Origin of the sequence: Pseudomonas sp. UBA6315, from assembly GCF_002438125.1 — a bacterium.
Lineage (GTDB): Bacteria > Pseudomonadota > Gammaproteobacteria > Pseudomonadales > Pseudomonadaceae > Aquipseudomonas > Aquipseudomonas faucium.
In genome coordinates, this window is record NZ_DJTF01000078.1 from 39,733 (window position 1) to 65,080 (window position 25,348).

Here is a 25,348-nt window from a genome sequence, read left to right on the forward strand (position 1 = left end):
TCATGTACTCCGCGCCCCCGGACCGCCAGGGTTGAAGGATTTATGGCGATATCGACGGGTACTGCAGGAAATGCGCCAATCTGTGTGCCCGAAAAAAAAGGGGGCCGCATCGGCCCCCCGGGTTCAGCTCAATCGGCCAGCCAGCCCCACTCCCAATGGCGTAGGTTGTCGTCACGTAGCACGAAGTCACGCATCACCGCCTCGCGCAGCTCGTCACCCATGCGATAGCTGGCAGCGGGGTCGGCCAGGTGCGAGCGGATCGCCGCCAGCCATTGCTCGGTACTGTTGCTGTAGACCCGTGTGCACGGCAGGTAGCCGCGGTAGGCTTCGGTGTCGGTGCAGATGGTCGGATAGCCACAGGCGCCGTATTCCAGCAAGCGCAGGTTGCTCTTGCAGTCGTTGAAGATATGGAACTCCAGCGGCGCCAGGGCCAGGTCGAGGTCGAGGCTGGCCAGCTTGGCCGGGTACGCCGCCAGGCTGACACCTGGATGGTACTCGTGGATGTAGGGCTTCAAGGCGTCCGGGCACATGCCGAAGAACACCCACTCCACCTCGCCGGCCAGTTCGCGCACCACCTCGGCGATGACCTCAAGGTCACCACTGTGGCTGGTACCACCGCCCCAACCCACGCGTGGCTTGCTGGAAGTGCCGCGGCGGCTTTGCGGCAAGTTGGCCCACAGCCGCGGCGCCAGCATGTTCGGCACCACGCGGATATCGTGATGCATGTCGGACAGCGCATTGGCCAGCGCCTGGGTGGTGACCACCAGGCGGTCGCACAAGCCGATGCCGCGGCGCAGATGCCGCTCGATATCGGCAGGTTTGTTGCGTGCATGGGCATTCTTCTTCGGCGCGCTGAGCACGTAGTCGTCGATCTCGAATACGCGGCGAGCATTGGAGAAGCGCTGGATACGTTCGATATCGCGCACCGAATCCTCGGCATGGCGCAACTGCAGGATGATCACGTCCGGGTCCATGCGCGCGAGCTGAACCACGCTGGGCGATTCGTAGGCGATGCGCCCGACCACCCGCCCGGCAGCCTCGAGCTGGTTGAACGGCTCGGTGACCCGGTAATGGCCCACCGCACTGTCGTTCAGCGGCAACGCCAGCACCGACGGCAACGTCCGAGCGCACAGCGGATTCCAGCTGCCCCGCAAGCTTGGCTCAAGGCTGAAGTCGGCGCTGGCCAGGCTCAGGCTGGGATTGTAGGCAGGGTCGAGGATGACCTTGTTCAACCAGCGTTGGCAAAACACCTGCTGTTGTTCCAGCAACTGCTCATGGCTCACCTGCGCCTCGGCCACCTGGCCCTGGGTCTTGAGCAATACCGCATAGGGCGTACCCACCAGCAGATATCCCTGGCGCCCGGCACGCAGGCACAGGTCCAGCTCCGCCAGCCCCTGCTCCAGGCCCTGCCCAGCCAGCCCACCGACCTCGTCGAACACGGCCTTGCGCACCATCAGGCAGTCGCCGCCAAGCGCACTCCAGTCTTGCACCACCTGCAGGCGCTGCAGGTAGCCGCGCGCCAGCAGGTCCTCGCCGGCAAAGGCCGGACCTGCGCCACTGGAAACACCCAGCACCCGGCCCGCCTCGACCACCCGGCCCTGTGCGTCGACCAGCTTGGCCCCCACCATGGCCACCTCGGGGCGCTGCGCGTGCTGCAGCAGTTCATTCAGCCATTGGCCGTCCAGCACCTGCAACGAGGCATCAAGCAGCAGCAGGTATTCACCACGGGCCTGGGCTGCGGCAGCATCGACCAGCTCGACACGCTGACGGCTGGCGTGGTGAACCACGCGCAGCATGCCCGTGCCCAGCTCGGCCATGGCCTGCAGCCATTGCGCCATGCTCGGCGCGACCTGCGTCGTGGCCACCAGCAGTACTTCATAGTGGCCATGGGCGGTGCGCTCGAACAGGCTCTGGACACAAGCCTGCAGCTGCTCCAGGTCCTCACCGGCGGGCACGATGATCGACACCAGTGGCTGAGTGTCGTGCACATAATCGACACGGTTCAGCAGGGCCAGCTCGTCGTGCCGAATCTGATGAGCGACCCCCAACCGCCGCAGGTGCGCCGCCAGCACCGGTTCGCTCTGGGCGACCACCTGCGGCAGCGACAGCCACTGGGCAAAGCTCAAGACCGATTGCACCTGGACTTCGGCGATATGCTCGACCACCTGTGGCCCGCGGGTTTCGACCAGACGCCAGAGCAGGTCGTGCGGGGCCAGTTCGGCGAACGTGGGATCCAGCCCATCGAGGTCGAGCATCGCTTCACGGGAGAACGCCAGGGTGCGCCCCACATAGGGATAGCTGCGCAGCAAGTCGAAGTTGAACCCAGGCTTGAACACCGGCTCGCCTGGCTTGCCGTCAAGCCAGGCGCCTTCATCGCTGTAGGCACAGGCCATGCCCGGGAACACCGCGACACGCTCGGCCAGCAACAAAATCGCCGACTCGCTCAAGCGGTCACCGGCGCGCAGCAGGTAGATCCAGTCGGCTTCGTGCAACGAGGTCACGACTTGGTTCAGCTGGCTTGGCCAGTCGGCCTGCAAGGGCTGATGCAACAGGGCAATGTCGCTTTGCGGCAATTGCTCGGCCAATACCACGCAGGCATGCACGGGGTAAAGTTGCCCGGCCAGACTCTCGAGTGTCTGCTGCAGCGCCTGCACATCGCCCTCTACATCCAGCACCACCGGCACGATGCGGGGCTGTCGCGGCCAAGCCGCGACAGTCTGTGGCAGGGCCTTGCGCTGGGCCTCGCTGAAACGCCGCGCCGCCAGCCACTGCTGGTACAGCTCGGCATAGCTCTCGCAGTCGCTCCCCACCCGGCCGCTCAGGCGCGTGGCCCAGTTGCCGATGATCCGCGCTATGCACAGTTCTTGCCAGGCACGCGGTTGCTGGTGCGCCTCGGCGAGCGACACGTAACGCACCCAACCACTGGCTGGCGCCGGTTCACCGCTGCGCGCCGCAACCATCTGCAACAGCCAGCGCCACTCTTGGGGAGCCCCTTGCACCAGGGCCGGCTGCTTGCTCAGGCGCTGCGGGTGCAGGCGCTCGAGCAAGCCGGGCTCGCTGAGCATGACCATGTTGGCGCGGCGCATGAGGCAGGCAAACAGCGCCAGGTCGATCAGGACGACGAAGCTCTGACCTTCACCCGTCAGCGCCTGCAGCCATTGCAGCGCCTGTTCGCGGCGCATCAGCGCGGCAGAGAAATTACCCAGGAAGTTGACCGCCCGGCCATCGAGCAAGGCCAGCATGTCCTCACCCTTGAACAGGCTGTCGACCTGGGCAAAGCGTGCGTTGGCCACACGCATCGGCAGGATGAAGTTGTTCTCATCCGCCAGCACCCGCTGCGACAGCACCAGCCCGACATCGGCGTGTTCCTGCAGCACCTTGGCCTGATGCTCGACGCACCGGGGGAACAGGCGATCGTCATCACACAGCACTTTGACCAGCGTGCCGTTGGCCAGCGTCAGCGCCTGCAGCAGGTTGCCGATGAAGCCTTTGCGCTGGCTGTTACGCACATAGCGCAACACCACAGAGCCCTGCTCAGCCTGGGCCGCGCGCACGATCGCCGCGATTTCCTCGCCCTCGCTGTCATCGCAGACCAGCACCTCCAGGCCCTCGCAGGTCTGGCTCAAGGCACTGTGCAAGGCCATCGAGAAGAACCGTGGCTGGTAGGCGGGGATGACAATACTGACGAGCGGCTTTTCGTTCACGTTGGCGACCTTGGAAAAAAAAGTGCGCCGCACCTGACGGTGGCGGCGCACGATTGACTACGCATGGAGCGCTATCAGATGTAGTTGACCAGCGACAGGCCGGCGACCTTGGCATAGGCCTGCAGCGAGGCCTGCAGCATGTTGGTCTGCATCTGCAGACGCACCATCACCTCGGCCGGGTCGCTTTCGCGAATCGAGCTCTGGGTCTTGGTGTTCTCGGCGCTCAGGGCCTCGTTGGTCTCGGCCTGTACGTCCAGCGCCTGGCCACGCCCACCGATCGAGGCGATCGACGAGGTCACCTGGTTGCTGGCGCTGCTGACGTTACCGATGGCGGCATCCAGGGACGCCTTGAATTTCTGCTTGGCCACCGGGTCATTGTCGACCGGGGTACTGAGCGCAGCGCGCAGTTGGCCGATGGTGTCGAGAATGTTCTGGGTCTGGTGGGTGTCGACCTTGATGGCAAACGAATCGCCTGCGGCCGGCGGGCCCGACAACTCGAATTCGACGCCCATGGCGGTGGCGGTATTGCCATTGAGGGTGCCGGTGGAGATCGGCTTGCTGTTGGCGCTGACCGGCGAGGCGTACAGCTCGAAGTCGGTGGCACTGGTGAACTTGAGCACCGCGCCTTCCGGGAAAGCAGCCTTGTAGGCGGCCTGGTCGGTGACCTGGGCGCCATTGATCTGGACCGACGACGGGTTGCCTGGGCTGCGGGTACCGCTGATTTCGTCAGCCTTGGAACTCAGGCTGAAGGTGTGGCCGGCAATTGCGGCGTCCGGGTCGGCTTCGTCACCAGCCTTGAAGCTGATGTCCAGGCGCAGGTCGACACCCCGGAAACTGATCATGGTGTTATCGCCCTTGGGGTCGAACTTGCCGCCCTGGGTCGCTTCCAAGGTCACGTCGTTGCCGTTGGCATCGGTGATCTTGAACTCGGTACTGCTGGTGAACGCGACGCTATACGGCTCGCCACTGCGGAAACGGTCGTTGTAGGTGGAACTGCCCGACACCTGGCCATTGGACAGGCTCACGCGGCCATCGTCAGGGCTCGGTGCTGTCAGGTGCGTTTCACTGCGGCTGGTGTTCAGGGCCTGTTCGAATGCGTCGTAACCCGTCTCGTTGGCGGCCAGGCCGATCATGTCGCCTACCTGCAACTTCAACTGGGTCTGGTCGCCCTGGTAGGTGTAGGTGCCATCGGCATTGCGCACGTAGGGCTGGGTATCCCCTTTGGAGCCGGAGAACAGGTACTTGCCGTTCTCGTCCTTGCTGTTCATCAAGGTGAACAACTGCTGTTCCAGCGAGTCCAGTTCGGCGGCGTTGGCCTTGCGGTCGGCATCGGTGAAGCTGGCGTTGCCGGAGCTGACCGCCAATTCGTTGACCCGCTGCAAAATGGTGCCGATCGAGTTCAGGGTGCTTTCTGCCGTGCCCAACGCATTGCGCACGCTGGTGATGTTGCCCTGGTACTGGCTGAGCATGTTCTGCTGCTGTTCGAGCTGCAGCAGGCGCGCCGCGCCCACCGGGTCGTCCTTGGCGGAGCGCACGCGAATGCCGTCGCTGGCCTCCTGCTGGGTCTTCACCGTGTTGGCGAAGTTCTTCTGATAGTTGCTCTGGTTGGTGTTGTAGAACTGCGAAGTAGAGATGCGTACGCTCACGATCTACGGCTCCTTAAAGACTGTTGATCAGGGTGGCGAAGGTTTCCTGGGCCGCCTTGATGATCTGCGACGACGCGGTGTAGTACTGCTGGAACTTGATCAGGTTGCCAGTCTCTTCATCGATGGACACACCCGACAGGTTGTTGCGGCTCTCCAGCGCCGAGGTGTGCAGCGCCGTGGTGGCATCAGCGTCCATCTGGGCCTGGCCGGCCTTGCCACCGACGTTGGAGACCAGCTTGGCGTAGGCATCGGTGAAGCTGATGCCTTTGCCATCGGCGCCGACTTCGACGGTGGACTTGGTCTGCAGGTCGATCACCGACTGGGCGTTACGATTGTCGGCGGAGCCGGCAGCGGTCATGCCGACGGTGAAGCTGTCACCGTTCTTCGGCGCGCCAGACACATTCATCTCGAAGGTGAAGCTGCTGCCCATCGAGTTGCCATTGGCATCGACCATCGGCACCGACAGTTTCAAGGTATTGTCCTGGCCCGGCACGATGGTGCCGCTACCGATCTCGGTGCCCTTGGCGTCGTACATTTTGTAGGCCTGGGGCGAACTGGTGTCGTCGCCGAACACCAGCTTGACCGGCGTGGAATACTTCAGGCCGGTCTGCAGTTGCGCACGCTGGGCCGAATCGTAGATATCCAGCTTGGAAGTCAGGTTTGGCTGGGTGATGGTGCCGGTGCCCTTGTTGCCCGAGCCGCTGGTACCGGTCAGCGGCGACGCCATGGCCAGGCGCTTGGGATCGGTCAACGTGGTTTCGATGCCAGCCGCGGCATTGCGCGTCGGGGTGATCTTGAAGCTGTCACCGGCGCTCAGGCCGCCGCCATTGAGCGACAGGGTGAAGCCATCGATCACCGGCGGCGGGTTGTCGTTGAGGTCGAAACTACCCATTTCGGTGCCTTCGGGCAGCTTGCGCACGCTGTAGCCGGTGGCGCTGGTGAAGGTCACCTGGTAGTCGCTGGTACTCAGCTTGCCGGTGTCCTTGATGGTCACGTCAAGGTTGCCGGAGCCCGCGCTGTTGGTGTTCTTGGCGATGCTGCGCTGGCTGATGGCGCTGAGGCTGTTGATGTCGCCGAACAGCGCGGCACCGAATTCACCGTTCTTGTCGATGCCTTGGGCCAGCTGGCTGTTGATCGCATCGGCCACCACCAGGGCCACGCGGCCCAGCTCGTTGAGCGCGGGGTCGAGGGTTTCCTTGCGGTAGCGGATCAGGCCGCCGAGCTCACCACCGGTGGTGCTGTTGGTGATGTCCATCTTGGTCGAGCCGCGGTTGAGGATCAGGCTCATGCGCGTCGGGTCGGTGGCGTTCGGCGCCACGCCCAGGGTCTGGGTAGTCTTGCCGAGCACCAGCGACTGGCCGTTCTTCAGGTAGATGTCGTAATTGCCGTCGCGCTCGACCACGTCGACGCCGACCAGCTTGTTGAGCTCGCGCACGGCGCCGTCGCGCTGGTCGAGCAGGTCGTTGGGCTGGCCGGAGATGGCGCTGACGCGGGAAATCTGGTCATTGAGGTCGGCGATGGTCTTGGTCAGGTTGTTCACCTGGTCGGCCAGCGACGCCATGTTGCTGTTGATGTTGCTGTTCTGCTGGTTGAGCTGCGCGGCCAGGGTATTGAAGCGCTTGCTCAGCGACTGCGCGCTGGTCAGCAGCAGCTGGCGCGAGGCGTCTTCGGTGGGCTTGGCTGCGGCGTCCTGCATGGCGCTGAAGAAGCTCTGCAGGGCGGCGGTGATGCCGGTGTCGCTGCTCGACAGGGCGGTGTCCAGCGGCGAGATCTGGTCCAGGTAGGAGGAGGCATCGCTGCTCAGCGAGGTGGTGGTGCGCAGCTGGTTCTCGAGGAACGAGTTGTACACCCGGCGCACGTCGGCCAGCGTGGTGCCGCTGCCCATGAAGACCTGGCCGACCTGCTGGCCGCCCTTGGTCTTCTGCACGTTCTGCTGGCGCGAGTAGCTCTCGACGTCGGCGTTGGCGATGTTGTTACCGAGGGTGTACATCCCCGACTGCGCGGCGCCAAGCCCCGACATACCAATGTTGATCAGACTCGCCATGGTTCCATGCCCTTAAAGTTTCGTTGTGGTACCGAGCGCTGCGTATTGCTCGTACGACTTCATCTGTCTTGCGATCTGCGAGATCTTGCTGGCGTAATTCGGGTCGGTGGCGTACCCGGCCTTCTGCAACTCTTGCACGAACTGTTCTGGCTTATCGGCCGACTTCACCGCATCTTGATAGCGCGAATTGTTCTGCAGCAGGCTGACCAGGTCGTGGAAACTGTCCTGGTAGGAATCGTAGGAACGGAACGCCGCCGTTTCCTTGACGAACTGGCCATCGCGAAACTCGCTGGTGATCGCCCGCGCCGAATCGCCTTGCCAGTTGCCGGTGGCCTTGATGCCGAACAGGTTGTGGCTGCTGCTGCCGTCGCTGTTGCGCATCACCGACTTGCCCCAGCCGGTTTCCAGCGCCGCCTGGGCCACCAGGTAGCGTGGGTCGACACCGATGCGCTTGGCGGCCTGTTCGGCCATCGGCAGCATGGTGGCGACGAATTCATCGCTGTCGGCAAAGGCCTTCTTCGGCGCCAGCGGCGGCTGGGCCACGGCGCGGCCGGTGATGCGCAGGCCGTTGTCTGGCACCGCCACGGCCCTGGCCACCTGCTGGCCGTCACGCACCGGCACGGCGGCGGTATTGGTGGCTGCGGCCGTGCCGCCTGCAGACGGCACGATGCCGGCCAGCAGGCGGTCGGTGAGCTTGCTCGGCAAGGCCAGGCGCCGCGAGTTGAGCGCAGCCACGTCGTTGCGCGCAGCCGACTGGGCCGCGTGCGCAGGCTCTGCGACCTTGTTGCCCCACAGCGTCGGGGCATTGCCCTCGATACGCGGGAACGGGCTGGTGTTGGCCGGCGCCGGCTTGTGCTTGGACAGCTGGCGCACCAGCACATCCTGCAGGCCGATACCGCCGCCCTCGCGGGACATGCTCACGGCCAGCTGCTGGTCGTACATGTCGCGGTACTGCTTGACCGTCTCGGTGTTCATCGGGTTGTCGTCGGCCAGCACATCGCTGGCCTTGCGCGAGGCCTTGAGCATCTCGCTGATGAACAGCGACTCGAATTCCTGGGCCACCTTGCGCACGTTGGCATCGCTGTCGCGGTCACCGTGCTTGAGCGAGCTCAGGCGATTGAGGTCGGTGTAGGCGCCACTGTCGGCGGTGCTGGAGACCAGGCTCTTGGAGTTCATCGCCAGCGTCCTCAGATCACGATCAGGTCGGCTTGCAAGGCGCCGGCCTGCTTCAGGGCTTCGAGGATGGCCATCAGGTCGCCGGGCGCTGCGCCCACCTGGTTCACCGCACGGACGATCTCATCCAGCGTGGTGCCCGGGCCGAACTTGAACATCGGCTTGGCTTCCTGCTCGGCATTGACCCGCGAGCGCGGCACCACGGCGGTCTGGCCATTGGAGAACGGCCCCGGCTGGCTGACGATCGGGTCTTCGGTGATGGTCACGGTGAGGCTGCCATGGGTCACCGCCGCCGGCGAGACCTTGACGTTCTGGCCAATGACGATGGTGCCGGTGCGCGAGTTGATGATGACCTTGGCCACGGCCTGGCCCGGGTCGATCTCGAGGTTTTCCAGGATCGACAGGTAGTCGACGCGCTGGCTCGGGTCCATCGGCGCACTGACGCGCACCGAACCGCCGTCCACGGCCTGGGCCACACCTGGGCCGAGCAGTTCGTTGACCTTGTCGACGATGCGCTTGGCGGTGGTGAAGTCGGGGCGGTTGAGGTTCAGGGTCAGGGTATTGCCCTGGTTGAAACCGCTCGGCACCGCACGCTCGACCGAGGCGCCGCCAGGGATGCGGCCGGCCGACGGAACGTTGACGGTGATCTTCGAGCCGTCACGGCCTTCGGCATCGAAGCCGCCGACCACCAGGTTGCCCTGGGCGATCGCATAGACGTTGCCGTCGATACCCTTGAGCGGGGTCATCAGCAGGCTGCCGCCGCGCAGGCTCTTGGAGTTGCCGATCGAGGAGACGGTGATGTCCACCACCTGGCCCGGCTTGGCGAAGGCCGGCAGGTCGGCATGCACCGACACCGCAGCGACGTTCTTGAGCTGCACGTTGCCCGAGCCCGGCGGCACCTTGATGCCGAACTGCGACAGCATGTTGTTGAAGGTCTGCAGGGTGAACGGCGTCTGGGTGGTCTGGTCACCCGTACCGTTGAGCCCCACCACCAGGCCGTAACCGATCAACTGGTTGGAACGCACGCCGGAAATGCTGGCGATGTCCTTCAGGCGCTCGGCATGGGCAGCGAACGCGCAGGACAGGAGCAAGGTTGCGGCAATCAGCTGCCTAAGGTTGAACATGTTCATCCGTACTCAGAAAGGCCAGAGCGGGCTGATGAAGAAGCGATCGAGCCAACCCGGCTGGCTGGCATCGGCGAACGAGCCGGTGCCCGAATAGGTGATGCGTGCATCGGCCACACGGGTCGAGGGCACGGTGTTGTCGGTGGCGATGTCGTCGGCACGTATCAGGCCGGCGATGCGCACCAGCTCTTCGCCGGTGTTCAAGGTCAGCCATTTTTCGCCGCGCACGGCGATGATGCCGTTGGGCAGCACTTCGGCGACGGTGACGGTGATCGAACCGGTCAGGGTGTTGCCCTGGGTCGCCTTGCTGTCGCCCTTGGTGGTGCGGTCACCGCTGTAGCCGGCTTCCAGGCTCAGGTCGCCACTGCCGAACGGGTTGTTGGTGTTCGGCGTGGTGCCGAACAGCGAGGTCAGGCCAATGTCTGCCTTGCTGTTCTTCTGGATCTGCGAGCCGGCGTTCTTGCTCGCCGAGGTTCTCTCGTTGAGCGTGATGGTAATGATGTCACCGACCCGGAAGGCCTTGCGGTCGGTGTACAGGCCCTGCTCGAAGCCGGCTTGGTAGATCGAACCGTTGTTGGCCGCCGCCGGCAACGGGGTGCGCGGCAGAACCGGCGCGTAGTACGGGTCGTTGGGCTTGGGCGTCGGCGCGACGCAACCAGCCAGCAACACCGCCCCCCCCAGGGCGAAGACAGACAACGAACGCTTCATGACGCATTACCTCACGGTGTAACGGTGACTAGGGCTTAGAGCTGCTGGGTAACGAACGACAGCATCTGGTCGGCGGTGGAAATGACCTTGGAGTTCATCTCGTAGGCACGCTGGGTGGTGATCATGTTCACCAGCTCTTCCACGGTGCTGACGTTGGAGTTTTCCAGGGTCTGCTGCAGGGTGGTGCCGAAGCCGTTCAGGCCCGGGGTACCGACCTGTGGCGCGCCGCTGGCGGCGGTTTCCAGGAACAGATTCTCGCCGATGGCCTGCAGGCCGGCCGGGTTGATGAAGTCGGCGGTCTGGATGTTGCCGATGACCTGCGCAGCCGGGTTGCCGGCGGTGGTGATCGACACGGTACCGTCCTGGCCGACGGTGAAGGTCTGGGCGTCGTTCGGCACCACGATCGCAGGCTCCAGGGCGAAGCCGTTGGCGGTGACGATCTGGCCGTCGGAGTTCAGGTGGAAGGTACCGTCGCGGGTGTACGAGACGGTGCCGTCCGGCTGCAGCACCTGGAAGAAGCCGCGGCCGTTGACGGCCATGTCCAGCGGGTTCTCGGTGGTCTGCAGGCTGCCGGTCTGGAAGTTCTTCTGGGTGCCGACGATGCGCACACCGGTACCGACCTGCAGGCCCGACGGCAGTTCGCTGTCCTGGGTCGACTGGGCACCTGGCTGGCGCTTGATCTGGTACAGCAGGTCCTGGAACTCGGCGCGGTCACGCTTGAAGCCGGTGGTGGAGACGTTGGCCAGGTTGTTGGAAATGACCGTGAGGTTGGTGTCCTGGGCGGACAGGCCGGTTTTAGCGACCCAAAGAGCCGGAAGCATCAGTTTTCTCCTCGTGCGCCTGTTTTACGGCACCCGTTCAAGTGTGGTTAGCCGAGTTGCAAAACACGCGCCATGGCTTCGTCGCCTTCCTTGGCCGCGTTCATCATCTTCACGTGCAGTTCGAATTGGCGGGACAGCGCCAGCACCGAGGTCATTTCTTCCACGGCGTTGACGTTGCTGCCCTCCAGAAAGCCCGAGACCACCCGCACGTTGACGTCGGCCGCCGCTGGCTGGCCGTTGGCGGTGTGGATCAGCCCGTCCAGGCCCTTGGTCATGCCCTTGGTGTCGGGGTTGACCAGCTTGATGCGGTCGACCTCGGCCATCACCCGCGGGTCTTCGCCCATGGAGCGGATGCTGATGGTGCCGTCTTCGCCGACTTCGACTTTCTGCTCGGGCGGAATGGCGATCGGGCCGCCGTTGCCGATCACCGGCATGCCGTTGCCGGCGCGCAGCACGCCAAGGGCGTCGATGTTCAGGCTGCCGGTACGCACGTAGGCTTCGCTGCCATCGGGGGCCTGCACGGCGATGAAGCCCTGCCCGGCCACGGCCACGTCCAGGTCACGGCCAGTCTCGACCATCGGCCCTTCGCTGAAGTCGGTGGCCGGGCGCTCGGTCATGGCAAAGGCCCGCGACGGAAAGCTGTCACCGAACACCGGCATCGAGCGCGCCTGCTCCAGGTCGCGCTGGAAGCCGTTGGTGGAAATGTTCGCCAGGTTGTTGGCGTGGGCCTTCTGCGCCAGCGCGTTCTGGCTGGCGCCGGTCATGGCCACGTAAAGCATCTTGTCCACAGTCATCCTCCGCTGCACTGGCGAGCGCTTGCCGCTTGCCGCTGCTGTGCAGGCACTGAAGCAAGTTCCGAACCAACTTTGAGAAAGTGAGAAAAAGCCCGTGAATACGGGCTTTTGCGGGGGATGCCTGGGAAGTGGACGCCGGTTATCCGGCGCGAGGTTGCCGGTGGCGGCAATGTGGCCCTATCGCCGGCAAGCCGGCTCCCACAAGGTATGCGGCTGGCCCCGACCCTGTGGGAGCCGGCTCCCACAAGGTATGCGGCTGGCCCCGACCCTGTGGGAGCCGGCTGCCGGCGATAGGGCCGGTACATCCTCACCGCTCCCGGCACCCACCATTGTTGTAAGGCCCGGCAAAGCGCTTCCAGCCCTCCCCCGGCGACCACTGCGAGCACACCAGGCGCCCATCCACCTGGCTTTCCCAGCGCCACCACGGCGCGGTGCCCGCCTGCGCCTGGTACAGGCAAAAAGCAGCAAGCAATGCGACCAGCAGCTTTTTCATGATGCCTCCGGCAAAAACGACGAACCCCTTCATGACAAAGGGGTTCGGCCACACACCCTCAAGCAGCGACCATCAGGTCATCTGGATGATGGTCTGCATGATGGTGCTTTCGGTGGAGATGGTCTTGGCGTTCGCCTGGTAGTTGCTCTGCGCCTTGATCAGCTCGACCAGCTCCTGGGTCAGGTTGACGTTGGAGCCTTCCAGGGCGTTGGACTCGACGCTGCCCAGGGTACCGGTCTTCGGCGCATCGATGCCTGGGATGCCGGAGCTGTAGGTCTCGGTCCAGCGGGTACCGCCAATCTGCTGCAGGCCCTGCTCGTTGGCAAAGCCGGCCAGCGCCACCTGGCCAATGGCGCGCGACTGCTGGTTGCTGAAGCTGGCGAACAGGACGCCGGTGGAGTCGATGCTCAGGCTCGACAGGATGCCGGTGGCATAGCCGTCTTGGGACTGCGACATGCGCGCGGTCTCGGTGTTGTAGGAGGTGGTGCTGTTCATCGACAGCTTCAGGCCCTCGGCATTGCCGGTGGCGCCATTGCCTGCCCAGTTGCCGGCCGAATCCTTAACCGCGGGCACCCAACCGGTCATGGTGAAGGTGTTGTTGGTCACGGTGAACGACGAACCTGCCGGGTGGCCGGTGTCATCGGCCGACATGCTCTTCACCGAACCATCGCTGTTGAAGCTGATGGTGCCGGTCAGTGGCGTGGTCGAGGACGGGTCGAACGGGTTGCGGCCATCGACCAGGGTGTACATGGTCCACTCGTTGGTGTCGGTCTTGCGGTAGAACTGCTCCAGGGTGTGCTCGTTGCCCTGGCTGTCATACACCTTGGTCGGGAACGACTTGGTGTAGGTGGTTTCGTCGGAGGGGTCGAACACCTTGTTCGGGACCATGGTGCCGGTGCCGTCATCGACGGTCAGCGGGATGTCGCCGGCCGAGGAGTTGAGGTTGATGCCCTGGTCGATCAGGGTGGTAGCTTTGGGCTTGAGCGCCGAGGTGTCGATCTTCAGGTCGGTCAGCACGCCCTTCTGGATCTTGCCGTTGGAGTCGGCGGCGTAGCCTTGCAGGCGCAGGCCGTCGGAGGTGACCACGAAGTTGTTCTTGTCGGCCTGGAAGGCACCGGCACGGGTGTAGACGCGCGTGCCGTTGTCGGACAGCACGAAGAAGCCCTGGCCCTGGATACCCATGTCCAGCACGTTGCCGGTGGTGGCCACGTCACCCTGGGTGAACTGCTGCGAAACCGCAGCCAGGCGCACGCCGGCGCCGACCTGGTTCTTGCCCACGCCCAGGCGGTTGGCCCCGGCGTAGACGTCGGCGAACTCGGCGCGCGAGGATTTGAAACCGGTGGTGTTGACGTTGGCGATGTTGTTGCCGGTGACGTCCAGTTGCTTGTTGGCTGCGTACAGACCGCTAAGGCCGATATTGAAAGACATGAATTCGCTCCTTGTGCCGCGCTAGCGGGCCTTAGATACCAATGGTTTGTACGTCGGAGAGGGACACTTTGCCGACACCTGCGAGGTTGAGCACCATCTCGCCGGTGGCGTTGAAGCTGACGCTGGTCACCTTGGCCGGCAGCAGGGTGTTCATCTGCACGGCCTTGCCGTCGACGGTGGTGCTGGCGGCAAAGGTGTAGGTGCCCGGCTCGACCTTCTCGCCCTTGGCATTGGTGCCATCCCAGATGAAGTCGGCATAACCGGCTTTCTGCTCGCCCAGCTCGATGGTCTTGACGGTGTTGCCGTCCTTGTCCTTGATGGTGACCTTCGCTTCGCTGATCGCCTGGGGCACAACGAACTGGCCGTTGAAGCTGTCGGCGGTGTCGACCACTGCCTTGTCGTTCTGCACCACCACCGAACGCCCTACCAGCGACGAGGCCTGCAGCGCCTGGGACGAGGCCATGGCATTGGTGATGCTGGTGACCGAGTCGTTCAGGTTGGTGATGCCTTCAAGGCTGCTGAACTGCGCAAGCTGGGCGACGAACTCGCTGTTGTCCTGCGGGTCGAGCGGGTTCTGGTGCTGCATCTGGGTAACCAGCAGCTGCAGGAACGCGTCCTTGCCGAGCGCGTCGGAACCGGTCTTGGACGCGGTATCGACGGTTTTCTTGGTGGTGCCACCGACACCCGATGCCGTCAGGACATCGTTGAGGTTCACACCGCTGGTGCTATCGACTGCCATGGTCTGGATTCCTTATCACTGACCCAGGGTCAGGACTTTCTGCATCATGTTCTTGGCGGTGTTCATCAGCTCGGCGTTGGTCTGGAACGCTCGGCTGGCGGAAATCATGTCGGCCATTTCCTCGACCACGTTGACGTTCGGGTAATAGACGTAGCCGTCCTTGTTCGCCGCCGGGTGGTTAGGCTCGTAGCGCGCCTCGAGGTTGCTCTGGTCTTCGACGATGCCTTTGACCTGCACACCCTGGCCTGCCTCGCCCTGGTCTTCGAACAGCGACTGGCTGCCGCCGGCCTGGGCGTTCTGGAAGGTGGTGGCGAACACCGGGTGACGCGCGCGGTAGGTCTGGTCGATGCTCGACGATACGGTTTCGGCGTTGGCGATGTTCGAGGCAACGGTGTTGAGGCGGGTGTTCTGCGCGCTCATGCCGCTGCCGGCAATGTTGAAAACACTGGAAAGGGACATGGTCATTCTCCGCGCAGGGCCGATACCAGCCCTTTGAATTTACTGTTGAGCAAGGTGAAGCTGGCCTGGAAACCCATGGCGTTTTCGGTGTAGTTCGATTGCTCGATCTGCGCGTCCACGGTGTTCTGGTCGATCGACGGCTGCGTCGGGGTGCGGTACTGCAGGCTCTCGTCGTTCATCGCCAGGCCTTCGGCCTCGATGTGCCGGCTGTTGGTGCGGTCCATGGCGAAGCGCCCGCTCTGCTGCTTCTGGCTCTCGGCGGCGAGCACCGAGGAGAAGTCCATGTCGCGCGCCTTGTAGTTGGGCGTGTCGGCGTTGGCGATGTTGTTGGCCAGCACCTCGGCACGCTGGGCGCGAAAGCCCAGGGCTTTTTCGTGGATACCAAGTGCCTTGTCGAAGCTGATGCTCATGTCGGGGAAACCTTCGAAGGTTGACCGGAATGTCGTTGGCCTAGGTATAGCAAGTGCTGTGCCAAGGTTTGCAAAGGCCGTAATTACTGGGCGGCGAGGGATGCGAGGGCGGCCGTGATGCCAGAAAAGCGGCAAAGTGCTTCCGCCTGGTGGGGGGAAAGCGGCAATTGCCGGGTGGCAAAAGCGGCAAAACAAAAAATTGACGTCAGAGGGGCCGCTTTGCGGCCCATCGCCGGCAAGCCGGCTCCCACAAGGGTTTGGTGGTGGCCTTGAAATTGTGGGAGGCCAGTGCGCGCAAACAAAAAGGCCGGCAACTTTCGCTGCCGGCCCCTTGGGTTTACTTGGCCTGGTAGATGATCCCCGGGCTGCACTGCACCATCTGGTAATGGTCCGGCAACCCGTTGAGCGCCTCGGACGCCCCGAGGAACAGATAACCACCCGGTTTCAGCGTGCTGTGGATGCGCAGCAGAATGTCCTTCTTCACCTGCGCCGAGAAGTAGATCAGCACGTTGCGGCAGAACACGATGTCGAACTTGCCCAGCGCGGCATAGCTGTCGAGCAGGTTGAACGAGCGGAACTCGACCCGGCTGCGAATCGCCGGCTTGACCGCCCAGCGCCCCGGCTCCTTGACGTCGAAGTAGCGTTGCAGGCGCTCCTGGGACAACCCGCGGGCAATCGCCAGGCTGTCGTACTCGCCGGTCTTGCAGTTGTTGAGCATCGAGCCGGACAGGTCGGTGGCAACGATCTGCGCGCCCATCTTCAACTGGCCCAGGTTGCTGCGCTCGAACTCGTCGATGGCCATGGAAATGGAATACGGCTCCTGGCCCGACGAGCACGCCGCCGACCACATGCGCAGGCGCTGGCCGGGGTTGTTCCTGATGAACTCTGGGATCACCTTGTTCTTCAGCACTTCGAACGGGTAGGTATCGCGAAACCACAACGTCTCGTTGGTGGTCATGGCGTCGACTACCAGCTCGCGCAGGCCGCCACGCGGTTGCGTCTGGATGCGCTGCACCAGCTCGCCCAGGCTCTTGATGCCCTGTTGCTCCATCAGCTTGTTGAGACGGCTGGAGACCAGGTATTGCTTATTCTCGCCCAGCAGGATCCCACAGGCTTTCTCCAGGAAGACCCGGAACTGTTCGAACTCCAAATTACCCGTAGACACTACTGCCGCCTCTTTTCAATCACTGGTGCCGGGAGCATGCCCCCCGGCTGCTTCAATGCGTTGCCTTGATCCGGTCGACCACGCGCTGGGCCAGGTCGTCCGGCTTGAACTTGGCCAGGAAGTCATCGGCTCCGACCTTCTTGACCATCGCCTGGTTGAACACCCCGGACAGGGAAGTATGCAGGCAGATGTGCAATTTTTGCATGCGCGGATCGCTGCGTATCTCTGCAGTGAGGGTGTAGCCGTCCATTTCTGGCATTTCAATGTCCGAGATCATCATCAGGAACTCTTCTTCCGGCCTTTTGCCCTCCTCCACCAGCTTGCGCAGGTAGTCCAGGGCCTGGCGGCCGTCATTGAGCGCCACCACTTCCACACCCACCGTCTGCAGGCAGCGGCTGACCTGCTTGCGCGCCACCGACGAATCATCCACGGTCAGCACCCGCAGCAGCACGGCCTTGTCCTGCACCTCGGCATCGACCACGCCGGCGGACACCTGCTCGGACGACGGTGCCACCTCGGCCAGCACCTTTTCCACGTCGATGATCTCGACCATGCGGTTGTCCACCCGAGTGACCGCAGTCAGGTAGTGGTCGCGGCCGGTGCCCTTGGGTGGCGGATGGATCTCTTCCCAGTTCATGTTGACGATGCGCTCGACCGAGTGCACCAGAAAGCCCTGGGTCTTGGTGTTGTACTCGGTGATGATCACGAAGCTGTTGCGCGTCTCTTCCTTCAACCCGGGCAGGCCGGTGGCCATCGACAGGTCGAGGATCGGGATGGTCGCCCCGCGAATGTTGGCCACGCCACGCACCACCGGGTGCGACTTGGGCAGCACGGTCAGCTCCGGGCACTGCAGCACTTCGCGGACCTTGAATACGTTGATGCCGTAGAGCTGCTCGCCATTGAGGCGGAAAAGCAGCAGTTCCAGGCGATTCTGCCCCACCAGCTGCGTGCGCTGGTTGACTGAATCCATTACCCCCGCCATGCCTGACTCCTTTTGGTATCTGCCTTTTTAGTAGCGGCTCTGACAGCGAGTCGGCACGGGCTTTGCTTTTTTGAGCGCCATGTACATGAAAACGACAATTTTCCGACGACTGACGCACCTGCTGAGCGGCTCGCTCGCCGCGCTGTGCCTGCTGGCACCGGGCGCTCGCACGCTGGCGGATGCGGTTACCTTGCCTGAACAGCTTATCGGCGTCACCCAAGGGTTTCTTGAATTCGCCGTCGAGGACTACCTGGCCACCACCCAGACCGTGGGGCGCTACGAAATCCAGGTCAGCCCGCTGGACCCGCGCCTGCGCATGCCGCTGTGCAGCCAGCAGCTCGATGCCTCGCTGGAAAGCCCGGCGCAGCCGCTGGGCCGGGTGACGGTGCGGGTGCGCTGCGATGGCAGTGCGCCATGGACGCTGTTCGTGCCGGCCACCGTGAAGCTGTTTCGCGAGGTGGTGGTGGTCACCCGCCCGCTGCGGCGTGACAACGTGATCGGCGAGGGCGACGTGGCCCTGCGCGAGCGTGATGTGGGCACCCTGACCCAGGGCTTTCTCAGCGACCTGGACCAGGCCGTGGGCATGAAGATGCTGCGCTCCACGGTGATCGACCAGGTGCTCACCCCGCAGCACCTGGAGCAGGCCGAGGTGGTGCGCAAGGGCGACCATGTGGTGATTACCGCGCGCAGCGGCAGCCTCAGCGTGCGCATGCCGGGCGAAGCCCTGAGCAAGGGCGGCCAGGGCGAGCAGATCCGCGTGCGCAATCTGAATTCGCAACGGGTGGTCAAAGCCCGGGTCACCGGGCCCGGCCAGGTCGAGGTGGCCATGTAGATTAGGCTGGCGGTGCGCTGGCGCTTTTCCTAAACTGTGTCGGAAACGGGTTCGTGGGCTTGCCGATAGGCGGCTATGCATTTGTGCCTAAAGTTTCTTTCGGGTTGGCCGAAAACAAGGCAAGCGTCCAAATACCCAGAGGTTTCTGATCATGGTCATCGACTTCAGTCGTTTGAATAACTCTCCGTCCGTCACGGGCGGCGTTCGCGGCACTGCCGCACCGGGCACTGCCGAGAAGGCCGGTGAACCGGCTGCAGCGCCAGCCGGCACCAGCGCCAGCGCCAGCGGAGAAGCGGTACACCTCAGCCAAGAGGCCCAGCAGTTGCAGAAGATCAGCGACAAGCTGCGCGACCAGCCCGTTGTCGACAACGCCCGCGTGGCGCAGTTGAAGCAGGCCATCGCCGACGGCAGCTACAAGGTCGATGCCGGCCGGGTCGCCAGCAAACTGCTCGATTTCGAAGCCCAGCGCTGACCGTTTGGCGCGCTGACTTCACGGACGCTTTAAAAGCCAAGAGTTAGCCATGCACGACATCACTTTGCTGCAACTGATCGAAGACGACATCGCCCCGACCGAGGAGCTGCTCGACCTCCTGCAAAGAGAGTCCGTAGCCCTGCACAGTCGGGACCTGGCGCCGCTGGAGGGCATCCTCGCCCGCAAGCAGTCGCTGATCGTCCTGCTCGAGCAGCAAGGCCTGCGCCGCAACCACCTGCTCACCAGCCTCGGCCTGAGCGCCGACCGCGCCGGGGTAGAGGCGCTGGCTGCACAGTCGGACAACGGCGCATTGATCATGCAGCAGCTCAACGTGCTGACCCAGCTGATGGACACCTGCCAGAAGGTCAACGAGACCAACGGCCGGATCATCCAGGTGCAACAGCACGTCACGGCCAACCAGATCAGAATCCTCATGGGCGGCGATTCTCCGTCGCTCTACGACAGCCGTGGCGCCACCTCGCCACTGGCCAAGCCACGGGCGCTCAGCCAAGTTTGATTATTTGTATCAAGGCACGGAACATACTGGCAAAATGCCGTTACTTGCGTGTGCCGTTTTTGCCTGGAGATTGATAACCCGTGTTCAATGAAACCGACGCTCCGCAGCCGCCAAAGGTGCTGAACACTCCTCTGGAGATCGCCGCCAACCTGCGCCAGCTGCAGGAGAGCCATGATCCCTTGATCATCACCTTCCACGAGCGCAGCCAGCGGTTCCAGAGCTACGTGGTGCACGTGGACCGTGAGAGCAACACCCTGGCGCTGGACGAAATGATCCCGCGCGATGGCGAAAAATTCATAGAGAACGGTGAAGCGTTCCGCGTCGAAGGCTTCCATGACGGTGTGCGCATCGCCTGGGAGTGCGACCATCAACTGAAGATCACCGAGGTCGACGGCCACCGCTCGTACCGCGGCGCGCTGCCCACCGAGATGACCTACCACCAGCGCCGCAACGCCTTCCGCGCTGCGCTGAAGCTGTCGCAGCTGGTCGATGTCATGCTCGATGGCACCCACCTCAAGGGCAATGGCGCCCTGCGCGGCAAGCTGCTGGACATCTCCGCCACCGGCTGCAAGCTGCGCTTCGAAGGCAATGTCGAAGACCGCCTGCAACTGGGCCAGGTGTACGAGCGCTTCAAGGCAGGCAACCCGCTGGGCCTGGTGGACACCATGGTCGAGCTGCGCCACCTGCACCATGAAGAGCGCATCAACACCACCTTCGCCGGCGTGCGCTTCCACAACCTCAGCGGCCAGGCGCAGCGCAAGATCGAAAGCTTCGTGTACCAGCTGCAGCGTGAAGCGCGGCGGTTCGATAAAGACGATTACTGATCGATTGCCGGATGCAAGAACGCCACCCATCGGGTGGCGTTTTCGTTTTCCTTCAGCAAAGGCACGGACCTGTAGGAGCGGCCTTGTGTCGCGAAAGGGCCGCAAAGCGGCCCCTGCACTGCTTGCGCCGCTTAAATTGCCGGGGCTGCTACGCAGCCCTTTCGCGACACGAGGCCGCTCCTACAGGGGGCGCTCCGTCTCGGGCTCGGCAGGTTGCTCAGCCTTCTCTTCCACCTCGGTATCCTCGGCCGCCACCGGCGCCTGCATCACATCCTGCACGGTCTGCTCATCCACCCGTGGGTCGAGCGCGGCCGACAAGGGCGAACCCGCCGCCGGCATCGCCACGTGCCCCAGCGGCGCATCCTGCACCTGGTGCAGGCCGGTAACCGCTTTCGGCCGAATACGCCACACCAGCACCAACGCGAAGAACACGAAGAAGGCATAGAGCATCTGAGGGCCCAGCACCTTCATCAGTACCCCCGCCGCCAGCGGCCCGATGCACGCCCCCACGCCATAGGTGACCAGCAGCATGGCCGTCAGCGAAACCCGCCGCTCGCTCTCCACATGGTCATTGGAAAACGCCACCGCCAATGGGTACAGGCAGAACTGCAGCAAAGAAATCACGAAGCCGACGCCAAACAGCAACTCCAGCGGCACGCTGGGCAGGATCGCCAGCGGCGCCGCAGCCAGTGCCAGCCCCACCGCCACGCTGCGGATCAGCACCGCCCGGTCGTAACGGTCGGACAGCCAGCCCAGCGGCCACTGCACCACCAGCCCGGCGAAAATGCAGCAGCCCATGAACAGACCGATCTGCTCGGTAGACAGCCCCTGGCTTGAGGCATACAGCGGCGCCAGGCCGTAGAATGAGCCGACGATCAACCCCGAGCCCAGCACCGTGCTCAGCGACTGCGGTACCCGCTTGATGAAGAACTTCGGCTCCATCGGCGCCGGGCGCAAGGGCGCCGGGTGAATGCGCCGGGTCATCGCCACCGGCACCAGGCACAGGGCGAAGCACATGGCCACCAGCATCAGCAGCTCCGGGCCAAGCTCTGGGTGCACCACCAGGATCAGCTGGCCAAGCACCAGCCCCAGGTAGGAGGCGATCATGTAGCCGCTGAACACCGCGCCGCGGTGCTTGGCGTCGGCCTGCTCGTTGAGCCAGCTTTCGATGACCATGTACTGGCACATCATCCCCAGGCCCACGATCATCCGCAGCCCGACCCAGGCTGGCAGCCAGCTGGTCAGGCCATGGCCGAGCACCGCCGCGCCAACGATACCGGCGCAGGTGGCATAGGCGCGAATGTGCCCGACCCGGCCGATCAAGCGGTGGCCGACCTTGCCGCCCACGGCGAGGCCAAAGTAGTTGGCTGCCATCAAGGCGCCGACCCACAGGCTGTCGACGTGATCGGCCGCCAGGCGCAGGGCCAGGTAGGTACTGAGCAGGCCCGAGCCGATCAGCATCATCAAGGCAGCGAAATACAGCGACTGAAAGGGCTTCCAGATGTTTCGCATACGTCCCCTCGGGCTCCCTGGTCAGGTGGCGTTGGCCCTGGCAAGCATAAAAGCAAATGCGCCGCGGCGCAGGCCCCCTTAAACGAAATACTTGGCCTGCGGCGCATCCAGTGGTGGTTGTGTCGCGATCAGGCCTGCGCCGCCAGAACCCGCCGCTCCCACGGCGTGATTTCGTCGAAGAAGTCGGTCAGCTCCAGGGTCTTGCTGGCAACGTAACCTTCGATGAACTCGCTGCCGAACAGTTCCCGCGCCAGGCTGCTGGCCTTCAGGCGCTCCAGCGCCGCGTGCAGCGTGCACGGCAGGCTCAAGGCCGGCGGCACTTCGAACTCACCCTGGATGGCCGGTGCCGGCTGCAGCCGCTGCTCGATGCCGTGCAGGCCAGCGGCAAGGCTGGCGGCGATGGCCAGGTAGGGGTTGGCGTCGGCGCCGGGCAGGCGGTTTTCCACGCGCCTCGCCACGGGAGCGCTGGCCGGAATGCGCAGGCCGGCGGCACGGTTGTCGTGCGACCAGCAGGCGTTGTTCGGCGAGGCATAGGGGTGGCACAGGCGCTGGTAGGAGTTGACGTTGGGCGCGAACAGCGCGGTGAAGTCGGCCATGCACGCCTGCAGGCCGCCGATGAAGTGGTGGAAGGCGTCGGTCGGCTGGCCTTGCGCGTCACTGAACACGTTACGCCCGCTGGCAATCTCGACCAGGCTCTGGTGGATGTGCATGGAGCTGCCGGGGGTGTGGGCCAGCGGCTTGGCCATGCACACCACGATCAGGCCGTGCTTGAGCGCCACTTCCTTGAGCAGGTGCTTGAACAGGAACGTCTGGTCGGCCAGCAGCAATGGGTCGCCGTGCAGCAGGTTGATCTCGAACTGGCTGACGCCCATCTCGTGCATGAAGGTATCGCGCGGCAGGCCCAGCGCCGCCATGCACTGGTACACCTCCTGGAAGAACGGGCGCAGGCCGTTGTTGGAGCTGACGCTGAAGGCCGAGTGGCCGAGCTCGCGGCGCCCGTCCTTGCCCAAAGGCGGCTGGAAGGGCTGCTGCGGGTCGCTGTTGGGGGCGAAGACGAAGAACTCGAGTTCGGTCGCCACCACCGGTGCCAGGCCAAGGGCCGCGTAGCGGGCGATCACCGCCTTGAGCTGGCCGCGCGTGGACAACGCCGAGGAGCGGCCATCCAGCTCGACGGCATCGCAGATGGCCAGGGCCAGGCCCTCTTCGCTCCAGGGCAGGCGGTGGACCTGCGTGGGCTCGGCCACCAGCGCCAGGTCGCCATCGTCACTGCCGTAGAAGCGTGCCGGCGGGTAGCCGCCCATGATGCATTGCAGCAGTACGCCACGGGCCATCTGCAGGCGCCGGCCTTCGGCAAAACCCTCGGCGGTCATCACCTTGCCACGGGGCACGCCGTTGAGGTCGGGGGTGATGCATTCGATCTGGTCGATGCCCTGCAGGCGTTCGGCGAGGGGGCGTTGGGCGGCGGTGGTCATGACGCTTGTCCTTGTTGTTATAGGCTGGCAACAACATAGGCTGGCGGTGTTTAAAATATCAAGCGCCCTGCACCGGCCCTGTCGCCGGCAAGCCGGCTCCCACAGGTAGCGTGCTATTCGCGCAAGGTCATGCCATTGGCCGGCAACGGCAGCGCCGTCTTGTAGCGCACCTGCTTGAGGGCAAAGCTGGAGCGGATGTTGGCCACCCCCGGCAAGCGCGTCAGGTAGTCGAGAAACCGCTCCAGCGCCTGGATGCTCGGCAACAGCACCCGCAGCAGGTAATCCGGGTCTCCCGTCATCAGGTAGCACTCCATCACCTCAGGCCGCTCGGCGATCTCTTCCTCGAAGCGATGCAGCGCCTGTTCCACTTGTTTCTCCAGGCTGACATGGATGAACACATTGACATCCAGGCCCAGCACTTCCGGCGACAGCAGGGTCACCTGCTGGCGAATCACGCCCAGCTCCTCCATGGCCTTGACCCGGTTGAAGCACGGCGTGGGCGAGAGGTTCACCGAACGCGCCAGCTCCGCGTTGGTGATGCGAGCGTTGTCCTGCAGGCTGTTGAGAATGCCGATATCGGTACGATCGAGTTTGCGCATGAGACAAAATCACCGGTTTCTTATGTTTATGCAGAATATTTATCTGCACTGCCTCGCAAAGGCAATCAACTTGAGAGAAAAATTCTCCCGGGCTGTCTCTACTATGTAATTGACGCTGACCTACCAGTCACAAGCCGGTACTCAGCGGCGACCGCTTCAGAGCTCACAAAAACAACACCCGAGCGAGCGTAAAAAGCATGAACGAGTACGCCCCCCTGCGTTTGCATGTGCCCGAGCCCACCGGCCGGCCAGGCTGCCAGACCGATTTCTCCTACCTGCGTCTGAACGATGCCGGTCAAGTTCGCAAACCCCCGATCGATGTCGATGCCGCCGACACCGCCGACCTGTCTTCCAGCCTGGTCCGCGTGCTCGACGAGCACGGCAATGCCCTGGGCCCCTGGGCCGAGGGCATCGACCCCGAGATCCTGCGCCAAGGCATGCGCGCCATGCTCAAGACGCGCATCTTCGACAGCCGCATGGTGGTTGCCCAGCGCCAGAAGAAAATGTCCTTCTACATGCAGAGCCTGGGCGAGGAAGCCATCGGCAGCGCCCAGGCCCTGGCGCTGAACCGCACCGACATGTGCTTCCCCACCTACCGCCAGCAGAGCATCCTGATGGCCCGCGACGTGTCGCTGGTGGAGATGATCTGCCAGCTGCTGTCCAACGAGCGCGACCCGCTCAAGGGCCGCCAGCTGCCGATCATGTATTCGGTGCGCGAGGCCGGCTTCTTCACCATCAGCGGCAACCTGGCGACCCAGTTCGTGCAGGCGGTCGGCTGGGCCATGGCCTCGGCGATCAAGGGCGATACCAAGATCGCCTCGGCCTGGATCGGTGACGGCGCCACCGCCGAATCCGACTTCCACACCGCCCTGACCTTCGCCCACGTGTACCGCGCCCCGGTGATCCTCAACGTGGTCAACAACCAGTGGGCGATTTCCACCTTCCAGGCCATCGCCGGCGGTGAATCGACCACCTTCGCCGCCCGTGGCGTAGGCTGCGGCATCGCCTCCCTGCGCGTGGACGGCAACGATTTCGTCGCCGTGTACGCCGCCTCGCGCTGGGCTGCAGAACGCGCCCGCCGTGGCCTGGGCCCGTGCCTGATCGAATGGGTCACCTACCGCGCAGGCCCGCACTCGACCTCCGACGACCCCTCCAAGTACCGCCCTGCCGATGACTGGAGCCACTTCCCGCTGGGCGACCCGATCGTTCGCCTGAAGCAGCACCTGATCAACATCGGCCAGTGGTCCGAGGAAGAACACCAGGCGGTCACCGCCGAGTTCGAGGCCGCGGTCATCGCCGCGCAGAAGGAAGCCGAACAGTACGGCACCTTGGCCAACGGCCACATCCCGAGCGCGGCCTCGATGTTCGAGGACGTGTACAAGGAGATGCCCGACCACCTGCGCCGTCAGCGCCAGGAACTGGGGGTTTGA

The 25,348-nt window shown here is 64.0% G+C and carries 23 protein-coding genes; 5 read left to right on the forward strand and 18 right to left on the reverse strand.

Annotated features, from left to right (window positions below):
• Positions 1-128 precede the first annotated feature (128 nt).
• The 15 genes from B3E94_RS10500 to B3E94_RS10570 form a co-directional block, all read right to left on the reverse strand.
• The gene (locus B3E94_RS10500) at positions 129-3,704 is read right to left on the reverse strand and encodes a glycosyltransferase (RefSeq protein ID WP_286913431.1); all 3,576 of its coding nucleotides are present in this window, start codon (positions 3,702-3,704) and stop codon (positions 129-131) included.
• A 74-nt stretch (positions 3,705-3,778) separates the two neighbouring features.
• Entirely contained in the window at positions 3,779-5,350 is a 1,572-nt protein-coding gene (locus B3E94_RS10505; RefSeq protein WP_286913432.1) for a flagellar hook-associated protein 3, read from the reverse strand.
• 13 nt (positions 5,351-5,363) lie between these two features.
• Positions 5,364-7,394 (reverse strand): flagellar hook-associated protein FlgK, encoded by a 2,031-nt coding sequence (flgK, locus tag B3E94_RS10510; RefSeq protein ID WP_286913433.1) that lies wholly within the window; start codon positions 7,392-7,394, stop codon positions 5,364-5,366.
• Between the two features lie 12 nt (positions 7,395-7,406).
• The gene (gene flgJ / locus B3E94_RS10515) at positions 7,407-8,570 is read right to left on the reverse strand and encodes a flagellar assembly peptidoglycan hydrolase FlgJ (RefSeq protein WP_176513085.1); all 1,164 of its coding nucleotides are present in this window, start codon (positions 8,568-8,570) and stop codon (positions 7,407-7,409) included.
• 11 nt (positions 8,571-8,581) lie between these two features.
• Positions 8,582-9,691: a flagellar basal body P-ring protein FlgI gene (locus B3E94_RS10520; protein ID WP_176513083.1), complete on the reverse strand. Its 1,110-nt coding sequence runs from the start codon at positions 9,689-9,691 to the stop codon at positions 8,582-8,584.
• 12 nt (positions 9,692-9,703) lie between these two features.
• On the reverse strand, positions 9,704-10,399 hold the full coding sequence (flgH, locus tag B3E94_RS10525) for a flagellar basal body L-ring protein FlgH (protein WP_176513081.1): 696 nt from the start codon (positions 10,397-10,399) through the stop codon (positions 9,704-9,706).
• A gap of 35 nt (positions 10,400-10,434) precedes the next feature.
• Complete coding sequence (gene flgG, locus B3E94_RS10530) at positions 10,435-11,220, reverse strand: flagellar basal-body rod protein FlgG (protein WP_054900084.1); 786 nt, start codon at positions 11,218-11,220, stop codon at positions 10,435-10,437.
• A 47-nt stretch (positions 11,221-11,267) separates the two neighbouring features.
• Positions 11,268-12,008 carry a flagellar basal-body rod protein FlgF gene (flgF, locus tag B3E94_RS10535; RefSeq protein WP_176513079.1) on the reverse strand — a complete coding sequence of 247 codons (741 nt, stop codon included), beginning with the start codon at positions 12,006-12,008 and terminating at the stop codon, positions 11,268-11,270.
• A 313-nt stretch (positions 12,009-12,321) separates the two neighbouring features.
• Complete coding sequence (locus tag B3E94_RS10540; RefSeq protein WP_176515812.1) at positions 12,322-12,507, reverse strand: hypothetical protein; 186 nt, start codon at positions 12,505-12,507, stop codon at positions 12,322-12,324.
• Positions 12,508-12,579: 72 nt separating this feature from the next.
• On the reverse strand, positions 12,580-13,935 hold the full coding sequence (gene flgE / locus B3E94_RS10545) for a flagellar hook protein FlgE (RefSeq protein ID WP_286913434.1): 1,356 nt from the start codon (positions 13,933-13,935) through the stop codon (positions 12,580-12,582).
• Positions 13,936-13,966: 31 nt separating this feature from the next.
• Positions 13,967-14,674, reverse strand: coding sequence for a flagellar hook assembly protein FlgD (flgD, locus tag B3E94_RS10550; protein WP_176515808.1), 708 nt, complete (start codon positions 14,672-14,674; stop codon positions 13,967-13,969).
• 15 nt (positions 14,675-14,689) lie between these two features.
• Positions 14,690-15,133, reverse strand: a complete 444-nt coding sequence (flgC, locus tag B3E94_RS10555) for a flagellar basal body rod protein FlgC (RefSeq protein ID WP_176515806.1) — start codon at positions 15,131-15,133, stop codon at positions 14,690-14,692.
• A 2-nt stretch (positions 15,134-15,135) separates the two neighbouring features.
• Positions 15,136-15,543, reverse strand: coding sequence for a flagellar basal body rod protein FlgB (gene flgB, locus B3E94_RS10560; RefSeq protein ID WP_176515804.1), 408 nt, complete (start codon positions 15,541-15,543; stop codon positions 15,136-15,138).
• Positions 15,544-15,880: 337 nt separating this feature from the next.
• Entirely contained in the window at positions 15,881-16,708 is an 828-nt protein-coding gene (gene cheR / locus B3E94_RS10565; RefSeq protein WP_176515802.1) for a protein-glutamate O-methyltransferase CheR, read from the reverse strand.
• A gap of 52 nt (positions 16,709-16,760) precedes the next feature.
• Entirely contained in the window at positions 16,761-17,690 is a 930-nt protein-coding gene (locus B3E94_RS10570; protein ID WP_176515800.1) for a chemotaxis protein CheV, read from the reverse strand.
• 79 nt (positions 17,691-17,769) lie between these two features.
• Between B3E94_RS10570 and flgA the strand changes: the two genes are divergently transcribed.
• The 4 genes from flgA (at position 17,770) to B3E94_RS10590 (ending at position 20,335) form a co-directional block, all read left to right on the forward strand.
• Positions 17,770-18,522, forward strand: a complete 753-nt coding sequence (gene flgA / locus B3E94_RS10575) for a flagellar basal body P-ring formation chaperone FlgA (RefSeq protein ID WP_176515798.1) — start codon at positions 17,770-17,772, stop codon at positions 18,520-18,522.
• Between the two features lie 151 nt (positions 18,523-18,673).
• Positions 18,674-18,994: a flagellar biosynthesis anti-sigma factor FlgM gene (flgM, locus tag B3E94_RS10580; protein ID WP_286913436.1), complete on the forward strand. Its 321-nt coding sequence runs from the start codon at positions 18,674-18,676 to the stop codon at positions 18,992-18,994.
• A 49-nt stretch (positions 18,995-19,043) separates the two neighbouring features.
• Positions 19,044-19,511 (forward strand): flagella synthesis protein FlgN, encoded by a 468-nt coding sequence (locus B3E94_RS10585; RefSeq protein WP_176515794.1) that lies wholly within the window; start codon positions 19,044-19,046, stop codon positions 19,509-19,511.
• An 80-nt stretch (positions 19,512-19,591) separates the two neighbouring features.
• Complete coding sequence (locus B3E94_RS10590; RefSeq protein WP_286913438.1) at positions 19,592-20,335, forward strand: flagellar brake protein; 744 nt, start codon at positions 19,592-19,594, stop codon at positions 20,333-20,335.
• Positions 20,336-20,515: 180 nt separating this feature from the next.
• Here the strand turns inward: B3E94_RS10590 and B3E94_RS10595 are convergent, their stop codons facing one another.
• The 3 genes from B3E94_RS10595 to bkdR form a co-directional block, all read right to left on the reverse strand.
• On the reverse strand, positions 20,516-21,847 hold the full coding sequence (locus B3E94_RS10595) for an MFS transporter (protein ID WP_176515790.1): 1,332 nt from the start codon (positions 21,845-21,847) through the stop codon (positions 20,516-20,518).
• A 128-nt stretch (positions 21,848-21,975) separates the two neighbouring features.
• A complete protein-coding gene (locus tag B3E94_RS10600; RefSeq protein ID WP_286913451.1) occupies positions 21,976-23,217 on the reverse strand; it encodes a glutamine synthetase family protein in 1,242 nt (413 codons plus the stop codon).
• A 215-nt stretch (positions 23,218-23,432) separates the two neighbouring features.
• A complete protein-coding gene (bkdR, locus tag B3E94_RS10605; RefSeq protein ID WP_008098689.1) occupies positions 23,433-23,918 on the reverse strand; it encodes a Bkd operon transcriptional regulator BkdR in 486 nt (161 codons plus the stop codon).
• Positions 23,919-24,115: 197 nt separating this feature from the next.
• On the opposite strand from bkdR, the gene B3E94_RS10610 reads away from it, so the two are divergent.
• Positions 24,116-25,348 carry a 3-methyl-2-oxobutanoate dehydrogenase (2-methylpropanoyl-transferring) subunit alpha gene (locus tag B3E94_RS10610; protein ID WP_176515788.1) on the forward strand — a complete coding sequence of 411 codons (1,233 nt, stop codon included), beginning with the start codon at positions 24,116-24,118 and terminating at the stop codon, positions 25,346-25,348.

Coding starts and splice junctions, on each gene's coding strand:
- B3E94_RS10585 (WP_176515794.1), top strand. CDS start 19,044: ATGCACGACATCACTTTGCTGCAACTGATCGAAGACGACATCGCCCCG.
- flgM (WP_286913436.1), top strand. CDS start 18,674: ATGGTCATCGACTTCAGTCGTTTGAATAACTCTCCGTCCGTCACGGGC.
- B3E94_RS10540 (WP_176515812.1), bottom strand. CDS start 12,507: ATGAAAAAGCTGCTGGTCGCATTGCTTGCTGCTTTTTGCCTGTACCAG.
- flgE (WP_286913434.1), bottom strand. CDS start 13,935: ATGTCTTTCAATATCGGCCTTAGCGGTCTGTACGCAGCCAACAAGCAA.
- flgJ (WP_176513085.1), bottom strand. CDS start 8,570: ATGAACTCCAAGAGCCTGGTCTCCAGCACCGCCGACAGTGGCGCCTAC.
- B3E94_RS10570 (WP_176515800.1), bottom strand. CDS start 17,690: ATGGCGGGGGTAATGGATTCAGTCAACCAGCGCACGCAGCTGGTGGGG.
- B3E94_RS10610 (WP_176515788.1), top strand. CDS start 24,116: ATGAACGAGTACGCCCCCCTGCGTTTGCATGTGCCCGAGCCCACCGGC.
- B3E94_RS10595 (WP_176515790.1), bottom strand. CDS start 21,847: ATGCGAAACATCTGGAAGCCCTTTCAGTCGCTGTATTTCGCTGCCTTG.
- flgD (WP_176515808.1), bottom strand. CDS start 14,674: ATGGCAGTCGATAGCACCAGCGGTGTGAACCTCAACGATGTCCTGACG.
- flgK (WP_286913433.1), bottom strand. CDS start 7,394: ATGGCGAGTCTGATCAACATTGGTATGTCGGGGCTTGGCGCCGCGCAG.
- flgA (WP_176515798.1), top strand. CDS start 17,770: ATGTACATGAAAACGACAATTTTCCGACGACTGACGCACCTGCTGAGC.
- flgB (WP_176515804.1), bottom strand. CDS start 15,543: ATGAGCATCAGCTTCGACAAGGCACTTGGTATCCACGAAAAAGCCCTG.
- bkdR (WP_008098689.1), bottom strand. CDS start 23,918: ATGCGCAAACTCGATCGTACCGATATCGGCATTCTCAACAGCCTGCAG.
- B3E94_RS10600 (WP_286913451.1), bottom strand. CDS start 23,217: ATGACCGCCGAGGGTTTTGCCGAAGGCCGGCGCCTGCAGATGGCCCGT.
- B3E94_RS10520 (WP_176513083.1), bottom strand. CDS start 9,691: ATGTTCAACCTTAGGCAGCTGATTGCCGCAACCTTGCTCCTGTCCTGC.
- flgG (WP_054900084.1), bottom strand. CDS start 11,220: ATGCTTCCGGCTCTTTGGGTCGCTAAAACCGGCCTGTCCGCCCAGGAC.
- flgC (WP_176515806.1), bottom strand. CDS start 15,133: ATGTCCCTTTCCAGTGTTTTCAACATTGCCGGCAGCGGCATGAGCGCG.
- flgH (WP_176513081.1), bottom strand. CDS start 10,399: ATGAAGCGTTCGTTGTCTGTCTTCGCCCTGGGGGGGGCGGTGTTGCTG.